At 74.5% G+C, this 18,031-nt stretch carries 18 protein-coding genes; 13 read left to right on the forward strand and 5 right to left on the reverse strand.

Features of this window, described 5'->3' with window-relative positions; all coding sequences use genetic code 11:
- The first annotated feature begins 49 nt into the window (after positions 1-49).
- The 3 genes from rplM to glmM all read left to right on the forward strand — a co-directional run bounded on the left by rplM (position 50) and on the right by glmM (position 2,459).
- Positions 50-493 carry a 50S ribosomal protein L13 gene (gene rplM / locus JQX11_RS11260; protein WP_088647410.1) on the forward strand — a complete coding sequence of 148 codons (444 nt, stop codon included), beginning with the start codon at positions 50-52 and terminating at the stop codon, positions 491-493.
- Between the two features lie 20 nt (positions 494-513).
- Complete coding sequence (gene rpsI / locus JQX11_RS11265) at positions 514-987, forward strand: 30S ribosomal protein S9 (RefSeq protein ID WP_204924892.1); 474 nt, start codon at positions 514-516, stop codon at positions 985-987.
- Between the two features lie 116 nt (positions 988-1,103).
- Complete coding sequence (gene glmM / locus JQX11_RS11270) at positions 1,104-2,459, forward strand: phosphoglucosamine mutase (protein ID WP_204924893.1); 1,356 nt, start codon at positions 1,104-1,106, stop codon at positions 2,457-2,459.
- 37 nt (positions 2,460-2,496) lie between these two features.
- Here glmM and JQX11_RS11275 read toward each other — a convergent pair whose 3' ends face one another.
- Positions 2,497-3,693 (reverse strand): pyridoxal phosphate-dependent aminotransferase, encoded by a 1,197-nt coding sequence (locus JQX11_RS11275; protein WP_204924894.1) that lies wholly within the window; start codon positions 3,691-3,693, stop codon positions 2,497-2,499.
- Positions 3,694-3,806: 113 nt separating this feature from the next.
- Entirely contained in the window at positions 3,807-4,304 is a 498-nt protein-coding gene (locus JQX11_RS11280; protein WP_204924895.1) for a hypothetical protein, read from the reverse strand.
- Between the two features lie 888 nt (positions 4,305-5,192).
- Between JQX11_RS11280 and glmS the strand changes: the two genes are divergently transcribed.
- The gene (glmS, locus tag JQX11_RS11285; protein WP_204924896.1) at positions 5,193-7,106 is read left to right on the forward strand and encodes a glutamine--fructose-6-phosphate transaminase (isomerizing); all 1,914 of its coding nucleotides are present in this window, start codon (positions 5,193-5,195) and stop codon (positions 7,104-7,106) included.
- Between the two features lie 8 nt (positions 7,107-7,114).
- Here the strand turns inward: glmS and JQX11_RS11290 are convergent, their stop codons facing one another.
- Positions 7,115-8,767: an alpha/beta hydrolase gene (locus JQX11_RS11290; RefSeq protein WP_204924897.1), complete on the reverse strand. Its 1,653-nt coding sequence runs from the start codon at positions 8,765-8,767 to the stop codon at positions 7,115-7,117.
- Positions 8,764-9,060: a hypothetical protein gene (locus JQX11_RS11295; protein ID WP_204924898.1), complete on the reverse strand. Its 297-nt coding sequence runs from the start codon at positions 9,058-9,060 to the stop codon at positions 8,764-8,766. Before JQX11_RS11295 ends, JQX11_RS11290 begins: the two co-directional genes overlap by 4 nt.
- 252 nt (positions 9,061-9,312) lie before the next feature.
- On the opposite strand from JQX11_RS11295, the gene JQX11_RS11300 reads away from it, so the two are divergent.
- The 5 genes from JQX11_RS11300 (at position 9,313) to ung (ending at position 14,319) form a co-directional block, all read left to right on the forward strand.
- Positions 9,313-10,782: an NAD(P)H-hydrate dehydratase gene (locus JQX11_RS11300; RefSeq protein WP_204924899.1), complete on the forward strand. Its 1,470-nt coding sequence runs from the start codon at positions 9,313-9,315 to the stop codon at positions 10,780-10,782.
- 72 nt (positions 10,783-10,854) lie between these two features.
- Complete coding sequence (gene alr, locus JQX11_RS11305; RefSeq protein WP_204924900.1) at positions 10,855-11,973, forward strand: alanine racemase; 1,119 nt, start codon at positions 10,855-10,857, stop codon at positions 11,971-11,973.
- Complete coding sequence (locus tag JQX11_RS11310; protein WP_204924901.1) at positions 11,970-13,067, forward strand: alpha/beta fold hydrolase; 1,098 nt, start codon at positions 11,970-11,972, stop codon at positions 13,065-13,067. The genes alr and JQX11_RS11310 overlap by 4 nt, the downstream gene beginning before the upstream one ends.
- The gene (gene tsaE / locus JQX11_RS11315) at positions 13,064-13,546 is read left to right on the forward strand and encodes a tRNA (adenosine(37)-N6)-threonylcarbamoyltransferase complex ATPase subunit type 1 TsaE (RefSeq protein ID WP_204924902.1); all 483 of its coding nucleotides are present in this window, start codon (positions 13,064-13,066) and stop codon (positions 13,544-13,546) included. Before JQX11_RS11310 ends, tsaE begins: the two co-directional genes overlap by 4 nt.
- A 71-nt stretch (positions 13,547-13,617) precedes the next feature.
- Positions 13,618-14,319: a uracil-DNA glycosylase gene (ung, locus tag JQX11_RS11320; RefSeq protein ID WP_204924903.1), complete on the forward strand. Its 702-nt coding sequence runs from the start codon at positions 13,618-13,620 to the stop codon at positions 14,317-14,319.
- A 133-nt stretch (positions 14,320-14,452) separates the two neighbouring features.
- Here the strand turns inward: ung and JQX11_RS11325 are convergent, their stop codons facing one another.
- Positions 14,453-15,160, reverse strand: a complete 708-nt coding sequence (locus tag JQX11_RS11325) for a helix-turn-helix domain-containing protein (protein WP_204924904.1) — start codon at positions 15,158-15,160, stop codon at positions 14,453-14,455.
- Between the two features lie 292 nt (positions 15,161-15,452).
- Here JQX11_RS11325 and tsaB point away from each other — a divergent pair, with 292 nt between their 5' ends.
- The 4 genes from tsaB to JQX11_RS11345 are packed head-to-tail and all read left to right on the forward strand — an operon-like array spanning position 15,453 to position 17,944.
- The gene (gene tsaB / locus JQX11_RS11330) at positions 15,453-16,163 is read left to right on the forward strand and encodes a tRNA (adenosine(37)-N6)-threonylcarbamoyltransferase complex dimerization subunit type 1 TsaB (protein ID WP_204924905.1); all 711 of its coding nucleotides are present in this window, start codon (positions 15,453-15,455) and stop codon (positions 16,161-16,163) included.
- A gap of 44 nt (positions 16,164-16,207) precedes the next feature.
- A complete protein-coding gene (gene rimI, locus JQX11_RS11335; protein ID WP_204925026.1) occupies positions 16,208-16,636 on the forward strand; it encodes a ribosomal protein S18-alanine N-acetyltransferase in 429 nt (142 codons plus the stop codon).
- Complete coding sequence (gene tsaD / locus JQX11_RS11340) at positions 16,629-17,675, forward strand: tRNA (adenosine(37)-N6)-threonylcarbamoyltransferase complex transferase subunit TsaD (RefSeq protein WP_204924906.1); 1,047 nt, start codon at positions 16,629-16,631, stop codon at positions 17,673-17,675. Before rimI ends, tsaD begins: the two co-directional genes overlap by 8 nt.
- Positions 17,676-17,689: 14 nt before the next feature.
- Positions 17,690-17,944 carry a hypothetical protein gene (locus tag JQX11_RS11345; protein WP_204924907.1) on the forward strand — a complete coding sequence of 85 codons (255 nt, stop codon included), beginning with the start codon at positions 17,690-17,692 and terminating at the stop codon, positions 17,942-17,944.
- Positions 17,945-18,031 lie beyond the last annotated feature (87 nt).

Consider the following 18,031-nt stretch of genomic DNA (forward strand, 5'->3'; position numbering starts at 1 on the left):
GGTCACCTCGGCGCGCGACCCCAGACCGACGACGAGACAAGGTAGACCTGTGCGTACGTACAGCCCGAAGCCGGGTGAGATCGAGCGTCAGTGGCACGTTATCGACGCCTCTGATGTCGTGCTGGGCCGCCTGGCCACCCACGCCGCCACGCTGCTGCGCGGCAAGCACAAGCCGACTTTCGCGCCGCACGTCGACACGGGCGACTTCGTCGTCATCGTGAACGCGGGCAAGGTGGCGCTGACCGGCAACAAGCGGCAGACCAAGGTCGCCTACCGGCACTCCGGTTACCCGGGCGGCCTCAAGCAGGTCGGCTACGAGGAGCTGCTGACCAAGCGGCCCGAGCGGGCGATCGAGCTGGCCGTGAAGGGCATGCTCCCGCACAACAAGCTGGGCCGTCAGCTGATCAAGAAGCTGAAGGTCTACGCCGGTGCCGAGCACCCGCACCTGGCGCAGCAGCCGGTGCCGTTCGAGATCAAGCAGATCGCGCAGTGAGCGAGGGCGAAGGAAACAGCATGACCGACATCACCGAGACCGAGGTTGCCGCGGAAGTCCCCGAGGCCACCGAGGCGCCCGCGCCCGTCGCCCGCGCGCCGCGTGGTGACCGCCCGATCCAGACCGTCGGCCGCCGCAAGGAGGCCATCGTCCGGGTCCGCATCGTCCCCGGCAGCGGCAAGATCACCTGCAACGGCCGCGACCTCGAGGCCTACTTCCCGAGCAAGGTGCACCAGCAGCTCATCAAGGACCCGCTGGTCACCGCCGAGAAGCCCGAGGCGTTCGACGTCATCGCCAACCTGCGTGGCGGCGGCACCACCGGCCAGGCCGGTGCGCTGCGGCTGGCCATCGCCCGCGCGCTGATCGTCAGCGAGCCGGACGACCGTCCGGCCCTGAAGAAGGCCGGCTTCCTCACCCGGGACGCCCGGGTCAAGGAGAGCAAGAAGTACGGTCTCAAGAAGGCCCGTAAGGCACCCCAGTACTCGAAGCGCTGATCACCGACAGCGCGTTGTACTTCTGACGGACGGCCGGGTCCGCCTCCCCCAACGGGGAGGTGGCCCGGCCGTTCCGCTTTCTCCACTCATCGCAGTCGCACCGGAGGTTGGCGGGTATGGGTCGGTTGTTCGGCACGGACGGCGTACGCGGGCGGGCGAACGTCGACCTCACCCCGGAACTGGCGCTCGCGGTGGCCGTGGCCGCCGCGCACACACTGGCCGAGTCGGACCGCAGCCACCCGCCCCTGGCCGTCGTCGGTCGGGACACCCGGGCCAGCGGCGAGATGCTGGAGGCCGCCGTGGTCGCCGGCCTCACCAGCGCCGGGGCCAGCGTCGTCCGGGTCGGCGTGCTGCCCACCCCCGCCGTGGCGTTCCTGACCGCCGAGGCCAAGGCCGACCTGGGCGTGATGCTCTCCGCCTCGCACAACCCGATGCCGGACAACGGGATAAAGCTCTTCGCCGCCGGCGGGCACAAGCTGCCCGACGAGATCGAGCTGCGGATCGAGGCCGCCGTCGAGGCCAACGCCACCACCGCCTGGGACCGCCCCGTCGGTGCCGGGGTCGGCCGGGTGCACGACCTGCTCGACGGCGCCGACCACTACGTGCAGCACCTCGTCGGCACCGTGCCGCACCCCCTCGACGGAATCAAGGTGGTGGTCGACTGCGCCAACGGCGCCGCCGCCGAGGTCGCCCCGGTGGCCTACCGGGAGGCCGGTGCCGAGGTCATCGCGATCCACGCCGAGCCGGACGGCCTCAACATCAACGACGAGTGCGGTTCCAACCACCTCGACGGCCTGCGGGCCGCCGTGGTCGAGCACGGCGCGCACCTGGGCCTCGCCCATGACGGCGACGCCGACCGCTGCGTCGCGGTCGACGCCAACGGCGAGGAGGTCGACGGCGACGAGCTGATGGCGATCCTCGCGCTGGCCCTGCGCGACGCCGGCGAGCTGACCCGGGACACCCTGGTCGCCACCGTGATGAGCAACCTCGGCCTGCGGCTGGCCATGTCCGCGCAGGGCATCCGGCTGGTCGAGACCAAGGTCGGCGACCGGTACGTGCTGGAGGAGCTGCGCGCCTCCGGCCTCGCCCTCGGCGGCGAGCAGAGCGGACACCTCGTCATGCCCGCGCACGCCACCACCGGCGACGGGGTGCTCACCGGCCTGCACCTGATGGCCCGGATGGCCGCCACCGGCCGGTCCCTGGCCGAGCTGGCCTCCGTGGTCACCAAGCTGCCGCAGGTGCTGATCAACGTGGCGGTCGGGGACCGTACCGTCGGTGCCACCGCGCCCGCCGTCACGGCCGAGGTCGAACGGGCCGAGGCCGAGCTGGGGGAGACCGGCCGGGTGCTGCTGCGCCCGTCGGGCACCGAACCGTTGGTGCGGGTGATGGTCGAGGCGGGCACCGAGGAGACCGCCCGGTCGGTGGCCGAACGGATCGCCGAGCAGGTCCGCACCGCCAGCCCCGCCGGCTGACCGGCCCCGGGTCCGCCGCCCGCCGGCCCCGGCGGGATCAGCGGGTGGCGGCCAGTTCGCGTAGCCGGGTGACGGCCTCGGTCAGCACCCCGGGGCGCTTGCAGAAGGCGAACCGGACCAGCCGGCGGCCGGCCTCGGCGTCGTCGTAGAAGACCTGGGTGGGTACCGCCACCACACCACAGCGTTCCGGCAGGGAACGGCAGAACTCCAACCCGTCCCGACCGCCGAGGTCGGTGATGTCGGCGGTGACGAAGTACGTCCCCTCCGGGGTGAGCACCGCGAAACCGGCGTCGGTCAGGCCACCGATCAGCAGGTCCCGCTGCCGTTGGAGGCTGTCGCGGAAGCCGGTGTAGTAGTCGTCGGGCAGGGCCAGCGCCACGGCGACCGCCGGTTGCAGCGGCCCCGCGTTGACGTAGGTGAGGAACTGCTTGACCCGCAGCACCGCCGACACCAGCGGGGCGGGCCCACTGACCCAGCCCACCTTCCAGCCGGTGCAGGAGAAGGTCTTGCCGGCCGACGAGATGCGCAGGGTGCGTTCCCACATCCCCGGCAGGGTGGCCAGCGGCAGGTGCGCGGCGGCGGCGTCGGTGAAGACGAGGTGCTCGTACACCTCGTCGGTGACCGCGTACACGTCGTGTTCCCGGCAGAGGTCGGCGACCAGGGTCAGCTCCGGTGCGGTGAAGACCTTCCCGGTCGGGTTGTGCGGCGAGTTCAGCAGAACCAGCCGGGTACGCGGCCCGAACGCGGCCCGCAGCTCGTCGGGGTCGAAGGCGTACCGGCCGTCGTCGCCGGGGCGCAGCGTCACCGGTCGCCGTACCGCCCCGGCCAGGGCTATCGATGCCGCGTACGAGTCGTAGTACGGCTCGAAGCAGATCACCTCGTCACCCGGCTCGCAGAGCGCGAGGATGCTGGCGGCGATCGCCTCGGTGGCCCCGGCGGTGACGATCACCTCGCCGTCGGGGTCGTACGTCAGGCCGTGGAAGCGGAGCTGGTGCTCGGCGACGGCCCGACGCAGCACGGGCACCCCCGGACCGGGCGGGTACTGGTTGTGCCCGGAGCGCAGCGCCTCGGCGGCGGCGGCCAGCATCTCCGGCGGCCCGTCGGTGTCCGGGAAGCCCTGGCCCAGGTTGACCGCACCGGTCCGGACGGCGAGCGCGGACATCTCCGCGAAGACGGTCGTCCCGAACGGACGCATCCGGGCCACCAGCGGGTCGACATCGGTCGGTGTCGTCACGCCCGTCAGCCTACGGCCCGAGACCGCCCCTGCCACCAGGGCTCGTCACCGCCTTTCCGCCGCCGAGCCGCCCTCCCGCGCTGCTCCGGCGTGCCGCCGGTGATCCGTCGTGGTCAGCGGATCGGGTTGGCGTGGCACTGCACCCGCCAGTCGTCCGGACCGGCCACGTCGGTGACCCGCGGTCGGGTGCCGACGGTGGTGGCGCACCGGAACCCGCCCGGGTTGCCGTCGGAGCGGGCGGCGCTGACCAGCACCCGGTTCGGATCGTCGGTACGCAGCTCCATCCGCCAGGGCAGCCGTACCTTCTCCTGCTGGATGAAGTAGCCGTCCCCGTCGTAGAACTGGAGGTCCACCGGGCCGGTGCCGGTCACCTCGTAGGTCACCGGGTACCGGCCGGGGCCGTCGGCCGGCCGGGTGGCCGGTGCGGAGGGTTGGAACGGCTGCGGCGGGCTCCAGCTCGGCTCGGGTTCGTCGTCGTAGTAACCGCGACCGTAGGGGTCCTCGGTCGCCGTGTCCGGCCCGGTCCCGCCCAGCAGGGCGCCGCCGCCGCAGAAACAGGCGCAGCCGACGAGGGCGAGCACCACGACCACCGCGACCACGATGCCCACCACCGCGCCGGCGCTGGTGGAGGTGCGCCCGCCAGGTGGCGGGTAGCCGGGGTGGGCGAACGGCGGCGGATAACCCGGCGGCGGCCAGCCGTGACCGGGCGGTCCGCCGGGCCAGCCGGTGGGTTGCCCGCCGGGGACTCCGGGTGGGCCGGCGGGCCAGGCGGCACCGGGGGCCGGGCCGGGCCGGTCGCTACCGGGCCAGCCGGGGCCGGGTGGTGCTCCGGGTACGCCGGGCCAGCCTCCCGGGACCGCGCCGGCCCAACCTGCGGGCGGGGAACCGCCGGGGCTCCCGGCGGACCAGTCACCCGGAGTGACGGGCGTGCCGGACGGATCGGCGGGCGCGGCCGACGGATCAGCCGATGTGCCGGGAAGAGTCGGGCCGGGGAAGGCCGGACCGTGCGGGTAGGGAGACGTCGGGCCGGCCGGGCCGGGGTAGGGGGCGGCGGTCGGGTCGGGTGTCGATCCGTGGGCCCAGGGGGTGGGGGCCACCCAGGGCTGCGGGACCGCGAGTGGGTCCGGCGGGGCCCATGCGGACGGGCCCGTGGTGCCGGCGGGGCCGGGAGCCGGGTCGCCGGACGCCTGGGGTGTCGGGCCGCCGACCGCGGGAGCGGGGTCGCCGGGTGGGGGCGCGGGATCGCTGGGGGATGGCGTGTCGGACATCGCTGCTCCGGGGACGGAAGGGGAGGAAAGGGGCGAGCGGGCCGTCCCAGGGACGTTCCAGGGGTCGCCGAGAGACTGACGTACCGGCGGGCCACCCGCAACCCCGTACGTCCGGACGGGGGTGACGGTCGTCCGGTTGCCGCCCGTCACCGCCCGATCGCTCAAATTCGGTGATCGTTTGCCCGGCTTCCGCGCACACGAGGTGAGCGAAACTGGGTTAGGCTGCGAACCATGTGTGGAATCGTGGGTTACGCCGGCGCGCGCCCGGCGCTCGGCATCGTGCTCGACGGATTGCGGCGGCTGGAATACCGGGGATACGACTCGGCCGGGGTCGCGATCGTCTGCGACGACGAGCTGCTCACCGAGAAGAAGGCCGGCAAGCTGGCCAACCTGGAAAAGGTCCTCTCCGAGCGGGCCGCCACCAACCCCGACGACTGCGCCGCCAGCCCGGTCGGCATCGGCGACGGCACCACCGGCATCGGCCACACCCGGTGGGCCACCCACGGCGGCCCGACCGACCGCAACGCCCACCCGCACGTGGCCCCCGACGGCCGGGTCGCCGTGATCCACAACGGCATCATCGAGAACTTCGCCAAGCTCCGCGCCGAGCTGGAGGACGACGGCGTCCAGTTCACCAGCGACACCGACACCGAGTGCGCCGCCCACCTGCTCTCCCACGCGCTCGCCGAACTGCGGGCGGCCGGCGGCACCGACGGCCCGCAGTTGCTCGCCGCCGCGATGCGGGTGGTGTGCCGCCGGTTGGAGGGCGCGTTCACCCTGCTCGCCGTCGATGCCGCCATCCCGGGCGCGGTGGTCGGCGCCCGGCGCAACTCGCCGCTGGTGGTCGGCCGGGGTGACGGGGAGAACTACCTGGCCAGTGACGTGGCGGCGTTCATCGAGCACACCCGCGAGGCGGTCGAGCTGGGCCAGGACCAGCTCGTGCTGATCACCGCCGACAGCATCGAGATCACCGACTTCGACGGTCAGCCGGCCACCGGCAAGGACTTCCACATCGACTGGGACTCCTCGGCCGCCGAGAAGGGTGGTTACGACTGGTTCATGCTCAAGGAGATCGAGGAGCAGCCGCAGGCCATCGCGGACACGCTGCTCGGCCGGCTCACCGAGACCGGGGAGATCGCCCTCGACGAGGTCCGCCTCAGCGACCAGGACCTGCGCGACGTCGATAAGATCTTCATCGTTGCCTGCGGCACCGCGTACCACTCGGGCATGGTCGCCAAGTACGCCATCGAGCACTGGACCCGCATCCCCTGCGAGGTGGAACTGGCCAGCGAGTTCCGTTACCGCGACCCGGTGCTCGACCGGTCCACCCTGATCGTGGTGATCTCGCAGTCCGGCGAGACGATGGACACCCTGATGGCGCTGCGGCACGCCAAGGAGCAGAAGGCCCGGGTGCTGGCCATCTGCAACACCAACGGCTCCACCATCCCGCGCGAGTCCGACGCGGTGCTCTACACCCACGGCGGCCCGGAGATCGCCGTCGCCTCGACCAAGGCGTTCCTCACCCAGCTGGTCGCCTGCTACCTGATCGGCCTGCACCTGGCCCAGGTGCGGGGGATCAAGTTCGCCGACGAGGTCGGCGCGGTCGTCGCCCAGCTCCAGGAGATGCCGGGCAAGCTGCGGGAGCTGCTGGACCGGATCGAGCCGGTGCGGGAGCTGGCCCGGGAGCTGAAGTCGGAGCCGACGGTGCTGTTCATCGGCCGGCACGTCGGCTACCCGGTGGCCCTGGAGGGCGCGCTCAAGCTCAAGGAGCTGGCGTACATGCACGCCGAGGGGTTCGCCGCCGGTGAGCTGAAGCACGGGCCGATCGCCCTGATCGACAAGGGCACCCCGGTGATCTGCGTGGTGCCGTCGCCGGTCGGCCGGGGCATGCTGCACGACAAGGTCGTCTCCAACATCCAGGAGGTCCGGGCCCGGGGCGCCCGGACCATCGTGATCGCCGAGGAGGGCGACGAGGCGGTGGTCCGCTACGCCGACCACCTGATCTACGTGCCGCGTACGCCGACCCTGCTCGCGCCGCTGGTCACCACCGTGCCGTTGCAGGTGCTCGCGGCCGAGATCGCCGCCGCCCGGGGACACGACGTGGACCAGCCGCGCAACCTGGCGAAGTCGGTCACCGTGGAGTAGGACGCCGCTCACCGGCCCAGCACGATCCGGGCCATCCCGTCCAGGGCGGGGTTGTCGGGCTCCCAGTAACCGGTGTGGCCGCCCCGACCACTGGGGAAGGTCCGGCCGCCGAAGCCCGGATCGCTCGGATCGTGCCCGAACCACAACCGGTGGTCGTCCGGGCGGAACAGCGAGGCGGCGCTCGCCAGCGGCGAGGTGGCCAGCACCGCCCGGCCGGCCAGCTCCCGGGACGGCTCGACCAGCCGGATCACGTCATCGCCGGCGGTGCTCGACCAGACCTGCCCCGGTGGCAGGCCGAGCGCCCCGGCCCGGTCCACCCCCACCCCCGGTGACCCGACGAAGGCCAGCGCGTCGGCGGCCAGCCCGTGGTCGCGGGCGGCGCTGCCCACCACCAGCGAGCCGTAGCTGTGCCCCAGTACGGTCTGCCGGGCCGCCGGCCCGTCGTGGGTGGCGCGCAGCCCCTCCTGGAAGCGGTGCAGGTCGGGCCCGGCGTCCCGGGCCTGGGCCGGTGAGGACGCCTCGGGCAGGAAGTCGGGGGCGTCGTAGTCCAGCCAGAGCACCGCCGCCGTCTCGTCACCGGGGGCGAGGGCGGTGCACCGGTCCTGCACCCGGGCCGCCCGACCCAGCTCGCCGGGGACGTCGGCGAGGTCACTTGTCATCCCCGGCACGTAGGTCAGCACCCGGTGGGCCCGGTCCGGGTTGCCCAGCGCGACGATCGCCCGGCCGTCGCCGCGCGGGTCGAGTCCGAGCAGGTAGGGCCGGGGTCCCGTCGTCGCGGCGAGCCGCCCGGCGAGGCCGTCCAGGGCGGCCAGCGTCCGGTCGATCCGGCGCAGCCGGGAGCGCCCGCCCGACCCGCTGGCCGACACCGTCCGGCGTTCGGCCAACAGGGCCTCCCGGTGCCCGGCCAGCAGCAGCCGGTTCGCCTGGTCCCGGGCCGCCGCCGGCACCCCGTCGCGCGGGCCGATCCGGGCCGGCTCGTGCAGCACCAGCCAGCGCCGCTGGGCCGGGGTGAGGCCGTCCCACCAGGCGCGGACCGCCGCCGGCGTGGCATCGTCGGTCGGCCGGCCCGGTGGTGGCCGCTGCACCCAGCCGGTGCGGGCCGCCCCGGTCAACTCGGCCAGCCGGCCGGCGACCTCCCGGTCGGCCACGTCGGCCAGCGCGAGCGCCTCCCGCAGCGCCGCCGCCACCTGGGCCACCGCCGCCGGCGATCCCGCCCCGCCACCGTTGCCACCCCCGCCGCCGGACAGGCCGGGGCGGGCACCCGCCCAAGCCGGCAGCACACCCGACTCGGGGCCGCGCCAGGTCGGGGGGACCGCCCGCAGTCCGCCGTGCCGGTCGACCGCCACGCCGGTACGGTCGGCCAGCGCCACCGCCTCGGCGAGCCGGCCCTTGGCCACCCGCAGCCGACCGGCGAACTCGGCGAGCACCTGATCGGTCTCGACCAGCGCCGGCAGGATGGTGCCCAGCTCCGCGCGCAGCCCGTCGAGCCGGCCGCCGGCCCTGGTGGCCGCCCCACCCGACCAGCCCGTCCGCAGCGTCGCCGCCCGCTCGGCCAGCCCGGACCGCCGTCGGGTGACCGGCGCCTCCAGCCCGCGCCAGGCCACCCCCGCCGCCACCCAGTCGCTCGGGGAGGCGGCCCAGAGCTGGGCGTACCCGATCATCGGGGTCGACCGGCCAGCCGCCCGGCGGCCCGGTCGTCGGCTGCCGCGTACGCTTCGGCGGCGTCGCGCAGCGCGGTACCGGTCTCGGCGACCCGTACGCCGAGCACCCCGTGCCAGGCGTGCACCGCCGACTCCAGCCCGGCCAGGGCGGCCTCGGCCCGCCAACCCGGCGAGGACAGCACCAGCCCGGGGTGACCCGCCAGCCCCCGGGCCAGCGCGTACGCCTCGTCGGCCAGGCCGCCGGCGGTCGCCCGCAGCACCGGCAGGTCCACCCGCACCGGCTCGTCCGTCATCGTCCGCCTCCCGCCCCCGCCCGGCCCGCCGCCGTGACCTGTGCCGCCGACGCTAGGTGGCGGGGCGGTCGGCCGGTGGGCCCTGTGGACGACGGGCGGTGGGCGTACCCCCGGGTTGTCCACAGGTCTTGCCGGCCGCGACGCCGGTGGGTAATCTGCCGCCTCCACCGCCGGTAGGGTGATCCCGACCACGGCGGACGGGCCCGACCGGGACGGGCGGGACGGCCGCCCGGCGGCGCAGACGGGGGTGGCATGAGATCGGTGTGGCGGGTGTCGGACGTACGCGCGGCGGAGGCCGGCCTGATGGCCACCGTGCCCCCGGGGACGCTCATGCAGCGGGCGGCGGCCGGGCTGGCCCGGCGGTGCGCCCTGCTGCTCGCCGACCGGGGCGGGGTGTACGGCGCGCGGGTGCTGCTGCTGGTCGGCAGCGGCGACAACGGCGGCGACGCGTTGTACGCCGGTGAGCGGCTGGCCCGCCGGGGTGCCCAGGTCGCCGTGCTGGCGACCGCCCCCGGGCGGGCGCACGCCGACGGACTGGCGGCGCTGCGGGCCGCCGGGGGTCGACTGGTCGACGCCCCGCCCGCCACGGTCGACCTGGTGCTCGACGGGATCGTCGGGATCGGGGGCACCGGCGGGCTGCGGGACGCCGCCGACGAACTCGTCGCCGGCCTGCCCGGCTTGCGGGGCCGCGACGGCGGCCGGGCCACCGTCGTCGCGGTGGACGTGCCCAGCGGGGTGGCGGTGGACACCGGCGACGTACCGACGGACGGGACGGGCCGGCCCCGCGCCGTGCGGGCCGACGTGACGGTGGCGTTCGGCGCGCTCAAGCCGGCCCTGGTGGTCGGTCCGGCGGCACCGCTGGCCGGGCAGGTCGAGCTGGTCGACATCGGGCTCGGCCCGTGGCTGCGCGGCACCCCCGCGCTGCGGGTCACGCAGTGGTCGGACGTGCGCGACTGGTGGCCCCGCACCGGTGCCGCCTCCGAGAAGTACAGCCGGGGCGTGGTCGGGGTGGCCACCGGCTCGCGGACCTACCCGGGGGCGGCGGTGCTCTCGGTGGGTGGCGCGCTGGCCGGCCCCACCGGCCTGGTCCGGTACGCCGGTGGTGCCCGGGACGAGGTGGTCCGGCAGCACCCGTCGGTGATCGCCACCGAACGGGTCGCCGGGGCGGGTCGGGTGCAGACCTGGGTCTGCGGCTCGGGCCTGGGCACCGACGAGCAGGCCGGGGCGGAACTGCGCGCGGTACTGGCCGCGCCGGTGCCCGTGGTGCTCGACGCGGACGCGTTGACCCTGCTGGTGGACGGCTCGCTCGCCGACCGGCTGCGCAACCGGGACGCCCCGATCGTGGTCACCCCGCACGACCGGGAGTTCGCCAGGCTGTGCGGCGAGGAGCCGGGGGCCGACCGGGTCGCCGCCGCGCTGCGGCTGGCCGCCTGGATGAACGCGACGGTGCTGCTCAAGGGGGACCGCACGGTGGTCGGCACGCCGGACGGCCGGGCGTACGTCAACCCGACCGGCAGTCCCGCGTTGGCCACCGGGGGCACCGGGGACGTGCTGGCCGGGCTGCTCGGTTCGCTGCTCGCCGCCGGGCTGGCCCCGGAACGGGCGGCGGCCGTCGCGGCGTACCTGCACGGGCTGGCCGGCCGGGAGGCGGCCTGCGGCGGCCCGGTGACCGCGCCGGACGTGGCGACCGCACTGCGTACGGTGGCGGCCCCGCTGCTCTGAACCGGGGCGGGCGGGGTGGCCGGGGTCGGCGTCCACCGACCGGGTGATCACCGACGCCAGTAGGCTGGGCGTATGTGGCAGGCCGAGGTACGTGTCGATCTGGACGCGATCCGTCAGAACGTGGCCCGGCTCCGGTCGGGCACCAGCGCCGAGCTGATGGCGGTGGTGAAGGGCGACGGGTACGGCCACGGCATGGTCCCGTCGGCGCGGGCCGCGCTCGACGCGGGGGCGGACTGGCTGGGGGTGTGCACCCTCGACGAGGCGTTGACGCTGCGCCGGGCCGGGATCACCGCGCCGGTGCTGGCCTGGCTGCTCGACCCGGGGCTGCCCCTGCACGAGGGGGTGGCGGCCGGGGTGGACCTGGCCGCCGCGAGCCTGTCCCAGCTCGCCGAGATGGTCGAGGCGGGCCGGGCGGCCGACCGGCCGGCCCGGCTGCACCTGAAGATCGACACCGGCCTGGCCCGGGGCGGGGCCACCGTCGCCGACTGGCCGACCCTGCTGGACGCCGCCGCGAAGGCCCAGGCCGACGGCCTGGTCGAGGTGGTCGGCGTGTGGAGCCACTTCGTGTACGCGGACTCGCCCGGCCACCCCACCACCGACCGGCAGCTGGCGGTCTTCCACGAGGGGCTGGCCATGGTCGAGCGGGCCGGCCTGCGCCCGCGCTACCGGCACCTGGCCAACTCCGCGGCCACCCTGACCCGCCCCGACACCCACTTCGACCTGGTCCGACCCGGGATCGCCGTGTACGGGCTGTCGCCGATCGCCGGTCAGCAGTTCGGGCTGCGTCGGGCGATGACCGCGCGGGCCCGGGTGATGCTCACCAAGCGGGTCCCCGCCGGCACCGGTGTGTCGTACGGCCACACCTACGCCACCGGGGCGGAGGCGAACCTGGCGGTGGTGCCGCTCGGCTACGCCGACGGGGTGCCCCGGCACGCCTCCAACGTCGGCCCGGTGCAGCTCGGCGGGAAACGACGCACCATCTCCGGCCGGGTCTGCATGGACCAGTTCGTGCTCGACTGCGGCGACGACGAGGTGGCCGCCGGTGACGTGGCCACCCTCTTCGGCAGCGGCGACGACGGCATGCCCACCGCCGACGACTGGGCCGAGGCGGTCGGCACGATCAACTACGAGATCGTCACCCGGTTCGGCGGGGTCCGGGTGCCCCGGGTCTACGACGGTGAGCGGTCGTGAGCGCCGTCAGCCGGTTCCGGGTGCCCCGGCCGAGGACCGCCGCCGGCAGGGTCGCCGGCGTGGTCGGGGCCGCGGTGGGGGTGGCCGCCGCCGGGCTGGCCGCCGGGGTGGCCACCGAACGGGCCCTGGTCCGCCGGCTCAAGGCCGACCCGGCCGACCCGTACGCCGGGGAGGACTTCGGCGCGCAGCGCTACGACGAGGCGTACCGGCTGGAGTTGCCGGACGGCACCGACATCCACGTCGAGGTGGTCGAGCCGACCCGGCCGGTGCCGGGGCACCCGACCGTGGTGCTGGTGCACGGTTTCTGCCTGGACATGGGGACGTTCCACTTCCAGCGCAAGCTGCTGGCCGAGCGGGGCGACCACCGGATCGTCGCGTACGACCAGCCGGGGCACGGCCGGTCGGGCCGGTTGGAGACCGGCGAGTACGACCTCGCCGCGCTCGGGCACACCCTGCGCAAGGTGATCGACGCGACCGCCCCGGAGGGGCCGTTGGTGCTGGTCGGGCACTCGATGGGCGGGATGACCATCATGGCGTTCGCCGAGGCGTACCCGGAGTTGTTCGGTGACCGGGTGGTCGGCACGGTGCTGATGGCCACGTCGGGCGGGTTGCTCGCCGAGACGAAGCTGGTCGCCCCGGCCCTGCTCGGCCGGGTCGGCTCGCCGGTGCTGTTCATGATGAACAACGCCACCCGGTACGGCGGGATCGTGATCGACCGGGCCCGCAGGTCGACGTCCAACGTGGCCTGGCTGCTGACCCGCCGTTACGGCTTCGGCACCCCGAAACCCAGCCCGGCCCTGGTGTCGTACGTGGAACGGATGAACTCCCGGACGTCGGCCGACACGGTGACCCGCTACCTGCGCACCCTGGCCACCCACTCACGGTTCCCGGCGCTGGCCGCGCTGAGCGGCACACCGGTGCTGGTGGTGGTGGGCGACAAGGACATGATCACGCCGGTAATCCACTCGGACGAGATCGTCCGCCGGTTGCCGCACGCCGAATACCTCAAGATCCATGACAGTGGGCACGTGGTGATGCTGGAACACGCCGACGAGGTCAACGCCGCGCTGGAACGCTTCCTGGAGGCGTTGTGAGCGTGCGCGTCACGCTGCCCACGGTCGAGGACACGCACGCCTTCGGCCGCCGGCTCGCCGGGGTGCTGCGCGCCGGTGACCTGCTGCTGCTCACCGGCCCGCTGGGGGCCGGCAAGACCGCCCTCACCCAGGGGCTCGGCACCGGGCTGGGGGTACGCGGCGACGTCACCTCGCCGACCTTCGTGATCGCCCGGGTGCACCGACCCGACCCGGCGCGCGGCGGCACGGTGGCCCTGGTGCACGCCGACGCGTACCGGTTGGGTGACGCGACCGACCCGCGCGCCGAGATCGACGACCTGGACCTGGACGCCTCGGTGGACGACTCGGTGACCGTGGTCGAGTGGGGTGAGGGGCTGGTCGAGCAGCTTTCCGACACCCACCTGCGGGTACGCATCGACCGGCGCGACGACGACACCCGGGTGGTCGAGTTGGAGCCGGTGGGCGGGGACTGGGCGGACCGCCTGACCGCGCTGCGTTGATCCGGCCCTGGGGCGTGGGGTGTCGTACCCGCTGCCTAGAGTGCCGGGGACTTCGTTGTGAAAGGTTGCCGATGCCCGACGACACCCCCACCCTCGACCTGCTCGCACTGCTGCCGCAGGAGTGGCGTGCCGTGCTCACCCCGCACCTGGACCCGGCCCGGACGGCGGCGCTTGCCGAATTCGTGGCCCGCGAGTACGCCACCCAGACCGTCTTCCCGCCGCAGGAGGACCTCTTCTCCGCCTACCGGCTGTGCGGCCCGGAGCAGTGCCGGGTGCTGATCCTCGGCCAGGACCCGTACCACAAGGCGGGGCAGGCGCACGGGCTGAGCTTCAGCGTGCGTGAGGGGGTGTCCGTGCCGCCGTCGCTGCGCAACGTCTTCAAGGAGTTGAGCGAGGACCTCGGGGTGCCCAAGCCGCGCAGCGGCAACCTCGACGGGTGGGCGGCGCAGGGTGTGCTGCTGCTCAACGCGGTGCTCACCGTCCGGCAGGCCAGCCCCGGTTCGCACGGCAACAAGGGCTGGGAGGAGTTCACCGACGCGACCATCCGCGCCCTGGACGCCCGGGACGAGCCGGTGGTGTTCCTGCTCTGGGGCGGGTACGCCCGCAAGAAGGCGGCCCTGGTCACCAACCCCCGGCACGTGGTGCTGGAGGCCGGTCACCCGAGCCCGATGAACCCGCGTGGCTTCCTCGGCAGCCGCCCGTTCAGCGCCACCAACAAGGCCCTCGCCGACGCGGGCCTGCCCACGATCGACTGGGAGCGCTCGGCCGGCTGACCCGCCCGCCCACCCGGCCCGCCCCTCGCGGCTGTCGGCCGCCCGTCCCACCTCCTCGGCCACCGGCCACCTCCCTGGCCCACCTCCCTCGGCCCGCTGCCCAGGGAGGCGGGTGGCCGAGGGGTGGGTCGACTCAGGTGCGGTCGGCGGCCGAGCGTTGGCGGTGTCGGTGCAGCAGGGCGGCGGCCTGCGGGTCGGTCAGCTCCACCATGACCAGCGGGACCACCCGGTAGCTGCGGTCCCCGTGTCGCACCTCGATCGCCTCCGGGAACTCGTCGCACAGTTGGGCGCGGATCCCGCCGTACCGGGTCATCCAGTAGTGCTCGCCCGGCTCCTCCGGCTCCAGGTACAGTCCGCCGAACTCCCGCCACCTGGCGTTCCAGCGCTGTCCGTAGGCGGCTTCCAGCCAGGCGGTGAACCGGGCGGAGTCGCGCCACCGGACGGCGATCTCGACCGCGTCGACCGGCACCGGCGCGCCTTGGAGCAGCGCGGCGGTGCTGCCGGTCAGCAGGTGGGGCAACTCGCCCAGCCGATCGAGCAGCCGATCCAGCCCCAGCTCGTCGATCCGGTCGGCGAGCGACCGCGCGGCAAGGGCGTCCATCTCGGCGTCGAGGTGGCTGTCGAGCGGCTGGGCTGTGACGGCGAGTTGCCGGCCGAGGGCGGCGAAGAGTCGCTCTACCAGATCGAGGCTCGGCACCCGCCCACCGCGCTCGACGCGGGCCACCGCGCTCTGACTCGTCCCTGCCCGTTCCGCCAGTTGCTGCTGGGTGAGCCGCTGGACGCTGCGTTCCCGACGAAGCAGGGCGGCGATTTCCGTGGCGAGCCGACTACTCTCAGGCATCCCTGGATGATGATATGCCGGCAGTGAGCGGTATGCCTGTGGGTCATATTTATGACCCACAGGCATACCGCTCTACGTCGGATATCACTCCCCGCCTGGCCGGCTCCCCATCCGGTGGTCCGTCGACGGGGCCAGGAGCCAAGGATCTTCTGTCGAAGACCAGAAGCCGAGGCAGCACCGACGGCCGGAGCCCAGGGGCGGTGGCAGGGGTGAGGACGGAGTCGGGGCGGGGAATGGGAGCGCGGGCGGGGTGTGGCCGGGCGGCGCGGGTGGACGGCTAGGCTGGCTTACCGTGCTCGTACTGGTGGTGGACTCCTCGACCCCCGCGGTCACCGCGGCGCTGGCCGAGGTCACGGCGGACGGCGTCGCGCTGCGGGCGCACCGGTGCACGGTCGACGCCCGCGCCCACGGTGAACTGCTCGCCCCGCAGGTCGAGGCGGTGCTCGCCGACGTCGACGCCAGGCCGGCCGACCTCGGTGCGATCGTCGCCGGGCTCGGTCCCGGCCCCTTCACCGGGCTCCGGGTCGGGCTGGTCACCGCCGCCACCATGGGCCAGGTGCTCGGCATCCCCACGTACGGCGTCTGCTCGCTCGACGGCATCGGCCATCGCGGCCCGGCCCCGGCCGGCACTACCGGCGGCACGGCCGTGGGGGAGCAGCGGGTGCTGGTCGCCGCCGACGCCCGGCGCAAGGAGGTCTACTGGGCGGTCTACGACGGCACCGGCCGGCGGATCGTCGGTCCGGAGGTGGACGCCCCGGCGGTCGCCGCCGCCCGCGCCCGGGAACTGGCCGTCACCGAGGCGGTCGGGGACGGCGCCCACCGCTACGCCGACGTGCTCGGCCTGCCGCTGCGCGCCGAACCCCGCTACCCCGAGGCCGCCGCGCTGGTCGCCCTGGCCGCCGAACGGATCCGGGCGGGTGCCCCCGGCGAGACGCTCACCCCGCTGTACCTGCGCCGCCCGGACGCGGTCGCGGCGACCAGCCGCAAGTCGGTGCTCCCGTGACGGTACGCATCGACCGGTTCCGCTGGTGGCACATCGCCGAGGTAATGCCGATCGAGGCGGACCTGTTCGGCCCCGAACAGTGGTCGCCGGCGATGTTCTGGAACGAGCTGGCCAGCGGCCGCCACTACCGGGTCGCCCTGGACGACGACGGGTCGCTGCTGGGCTACGCCGGCCTGGCCGTCGACCCGGACGGCGAGTCGTGGGTGCAGAACATCGCGGTCCGCCGGGACGCCCAACGGCGCGGGATCGGCCGGGCGCTGTTGGAGGACCTGCTCGCGGAGACCGCCCGGCGCGGGGTCGGCAGCGTCCTGCTGGAGGTGGCCGTCGACAACGCCCCCGCCCAGCGGCTCTACGCGGGGTACGGGTTCGAGCCGATCGGCGTACGGCGGGGCTACTACCAACCGAGCAACACCGACGCGCTGGTCATGCGGCGCGACGCGGAACCGGGCGCGGACGGGACGGACCATGGCTGACGAACCGCTGATCCTCGGGATCGAGACCTCCTGCGACGAGACCGGGGTGGGCATCGTGCGCGGGCACACCCTGCTCGCCGACGCGCTGGCCTCCAGCGTGGACGAACACGCCCGGTTCGGCGGGGTGGTGCCCGAGGTGGCCAGCCGGGCCCACCTGGAGGCCATCGTGCCGACCATGGACCGGGCGCTGCGCGATGCGGGGGTGACCCTCGCCGACATCGACGCGATCGCGGTCACCTCCGGTCCCGGCCTGGCCGGGGCCCTGCTGGTCGGGGTGGCCGCCGCGAAGGGTTACGCGCTGGCCGCCGAGAAGCCGGTGTACGGGGTGAACCACCTGGCCGCCCACGTCGCGGTGGACACCCTGGAGCACGGTGCGCTACCCGCGCCGGCGATCGCCATGCTGGTCTCCGGTGGACACTCCTCCCTGCTGCGCGTCGACGACCTGGCCCGGGGGGTGACCCCGCTGGGCGCGACCATCGACGACGCGGCAGGTGAGGCGTTCGACAAGGTGGCCCGGCTGCTCGGCCTGCCGTTCCCGGGTGGCCCGTACATCGACCGGGAGGCGCGCTCCGGTGACCCGGCGTCGATCGCCTTCCCGCGTGGCCTGACCGCCGCGAAGGATCTCGTCGCCCACCGCTACGACTTTTCCTTCTCCGGATTGAAGACGGCGGTGGCCCGCTGGGTGGAGGCGCGGCGGCGGGCCGGTGAGTCGGTGCCGGTGGCCGACGTGGCGGCCGCCTTCCAGGAGGCGGTCTGCGACGTGCTCACCGGCAAGGCGTTGGCCGCCTGCCGGGAACACGGGATCGACACCCTGGTCATCGGCGGGGGCGTGGCGGCGAACTCGCGGCTGCGGGCGATGGCCGAGCAGCGGGCGCAGCGGTACGGCATCCGGGTCCGAACGCCCCGGCCGGGGTTGTGCACCGACAACGGCGCGATGGTCGCCGCGCTCGGGTCGCATCTGGTGGCCGCCGGGGTACGTCCGAGCCGGCTGGACCTGCCCGCCGACTCGGCGTTGCCACTGACCACGGTCAGCGTGTGAGGGGAGGGACCGACGTGATCGTACGGATGTGGGAGGCGCGGGCCGAGTCGTACGGCTTCGCCGACCTGATCACCTGGGTGTGCGAGACGGCGCTGCCGGAGTTCGAGCACGATCCGCTGCACCTGTCCAGCGAGGTCTTCTCCTCCACCGACCACCGGGTGGTGGTCATCTCGAAATGGCGCAGCAGCCCCCGGTCGCTGCCCGAGCCGCCGGCCACCCTGGTCGCCCGTCCCCCGCACACCTGGGACTTCACCCAGGTCGACCGCTGACCGGTCCGTCCCCGGCGGAGGGTGCGGAAAGCCCGACGGCCCGCCGGCGGTGGTGCCGCCTGCGGGCCGTCGGGTCAGGTGCGCCTG

Origin of the sequence: Micromonospora humida (genome assembly GCF_016901255.1) — a bacterium.
Lineage (GTDB): Bacteria > Actinomycetota > Actinomycetes > Mycobacteriales > Micromonosporaceae > Micromonospora > Micromonospora wenchangensis.

What these genes read in the sequence shown, in the direction of transcription:
- JQX11_RS11325 (WP_204924904.1), bottom strand. Translation starts at nt 15,160, where the DNA reads ATGCCTGAGAGTAGTCGGCTCGCCACGGAAATCGCCGCCCTGCTTCGT.
- rpsI (WP_204924892.1), top strand. Translation starts at nt 514, where the DNA reads ATGACCGACATCACCGAGACCGAGGTTGCCGCGGAAGTCCCCGAGGCC.
- rimI (WP_204925026.1), top strand. Translation starts at nt 16,208, where the DNA reads ATGCCGATCGAGGCGGACCTGTTCGGCCCCGAACAGTGGTCGCCGGCG.
- glmM (WP_204924893.1), top strand. Translation starts at nt 1,104, where the DNA reads ATGGGTCGGTTGTTCGGCACGGACGGCGTACGCGGGCGGGCGAACGTC.
- alr (WP_204924900.1), top strand. Translation starts at nt 10,855, where the DNA reads ATGTGGCAGGCCGAGGTACGTGTCGATCTGGACGCGATCCGTCAGAAC.
- glmS (WP_204924896.1), top strand. Translation starts at nt 5,193, where the DNA reads ATGTGTGGAATCGTGGGTTACGCCGGCGCGCGCCCGGCGCTCGGCATC.
- JQX11_RS11295 (WP_204924898.1), bottom strand. Translation starts at nt 9,060, where the DNA reads ATGACGGACGAGCCGGTGCGGGTGGACCTGCCGGTGCTGCGGGCGACC.
- JQX11_RS11300 (WP_204924899.1), top strand. Translation starts at nt 9,313, where the DNA reads ATGAGATCGGTGTGGCGGGTGTCGGACGTACGCGCGGCGGAGGCCGGC.
- JQX11_RS11290 (WP_204924897.1), bottom strand. Translation starts at nt 8,767, where the DNA reads ATGATCGGGTACGCCCAGCTCTGGGCCGCCTCCCCGAGCGACTGGGTG.
- ung (WP_204924903.1), top strand. Translation starts at nt 13,618, where the DNA reads ATGCCCGACGACACCCCCACCCTCGACCTGCTCGCACTGCTGCCGCAG.
- tsaD (WP_204924906.1), top strand. Translation starts at nt 16,629, where the DNA reads ATGGCTGACGAACCGCTGATCCTCGGGATCGAGACCTCCTGCGACGAG.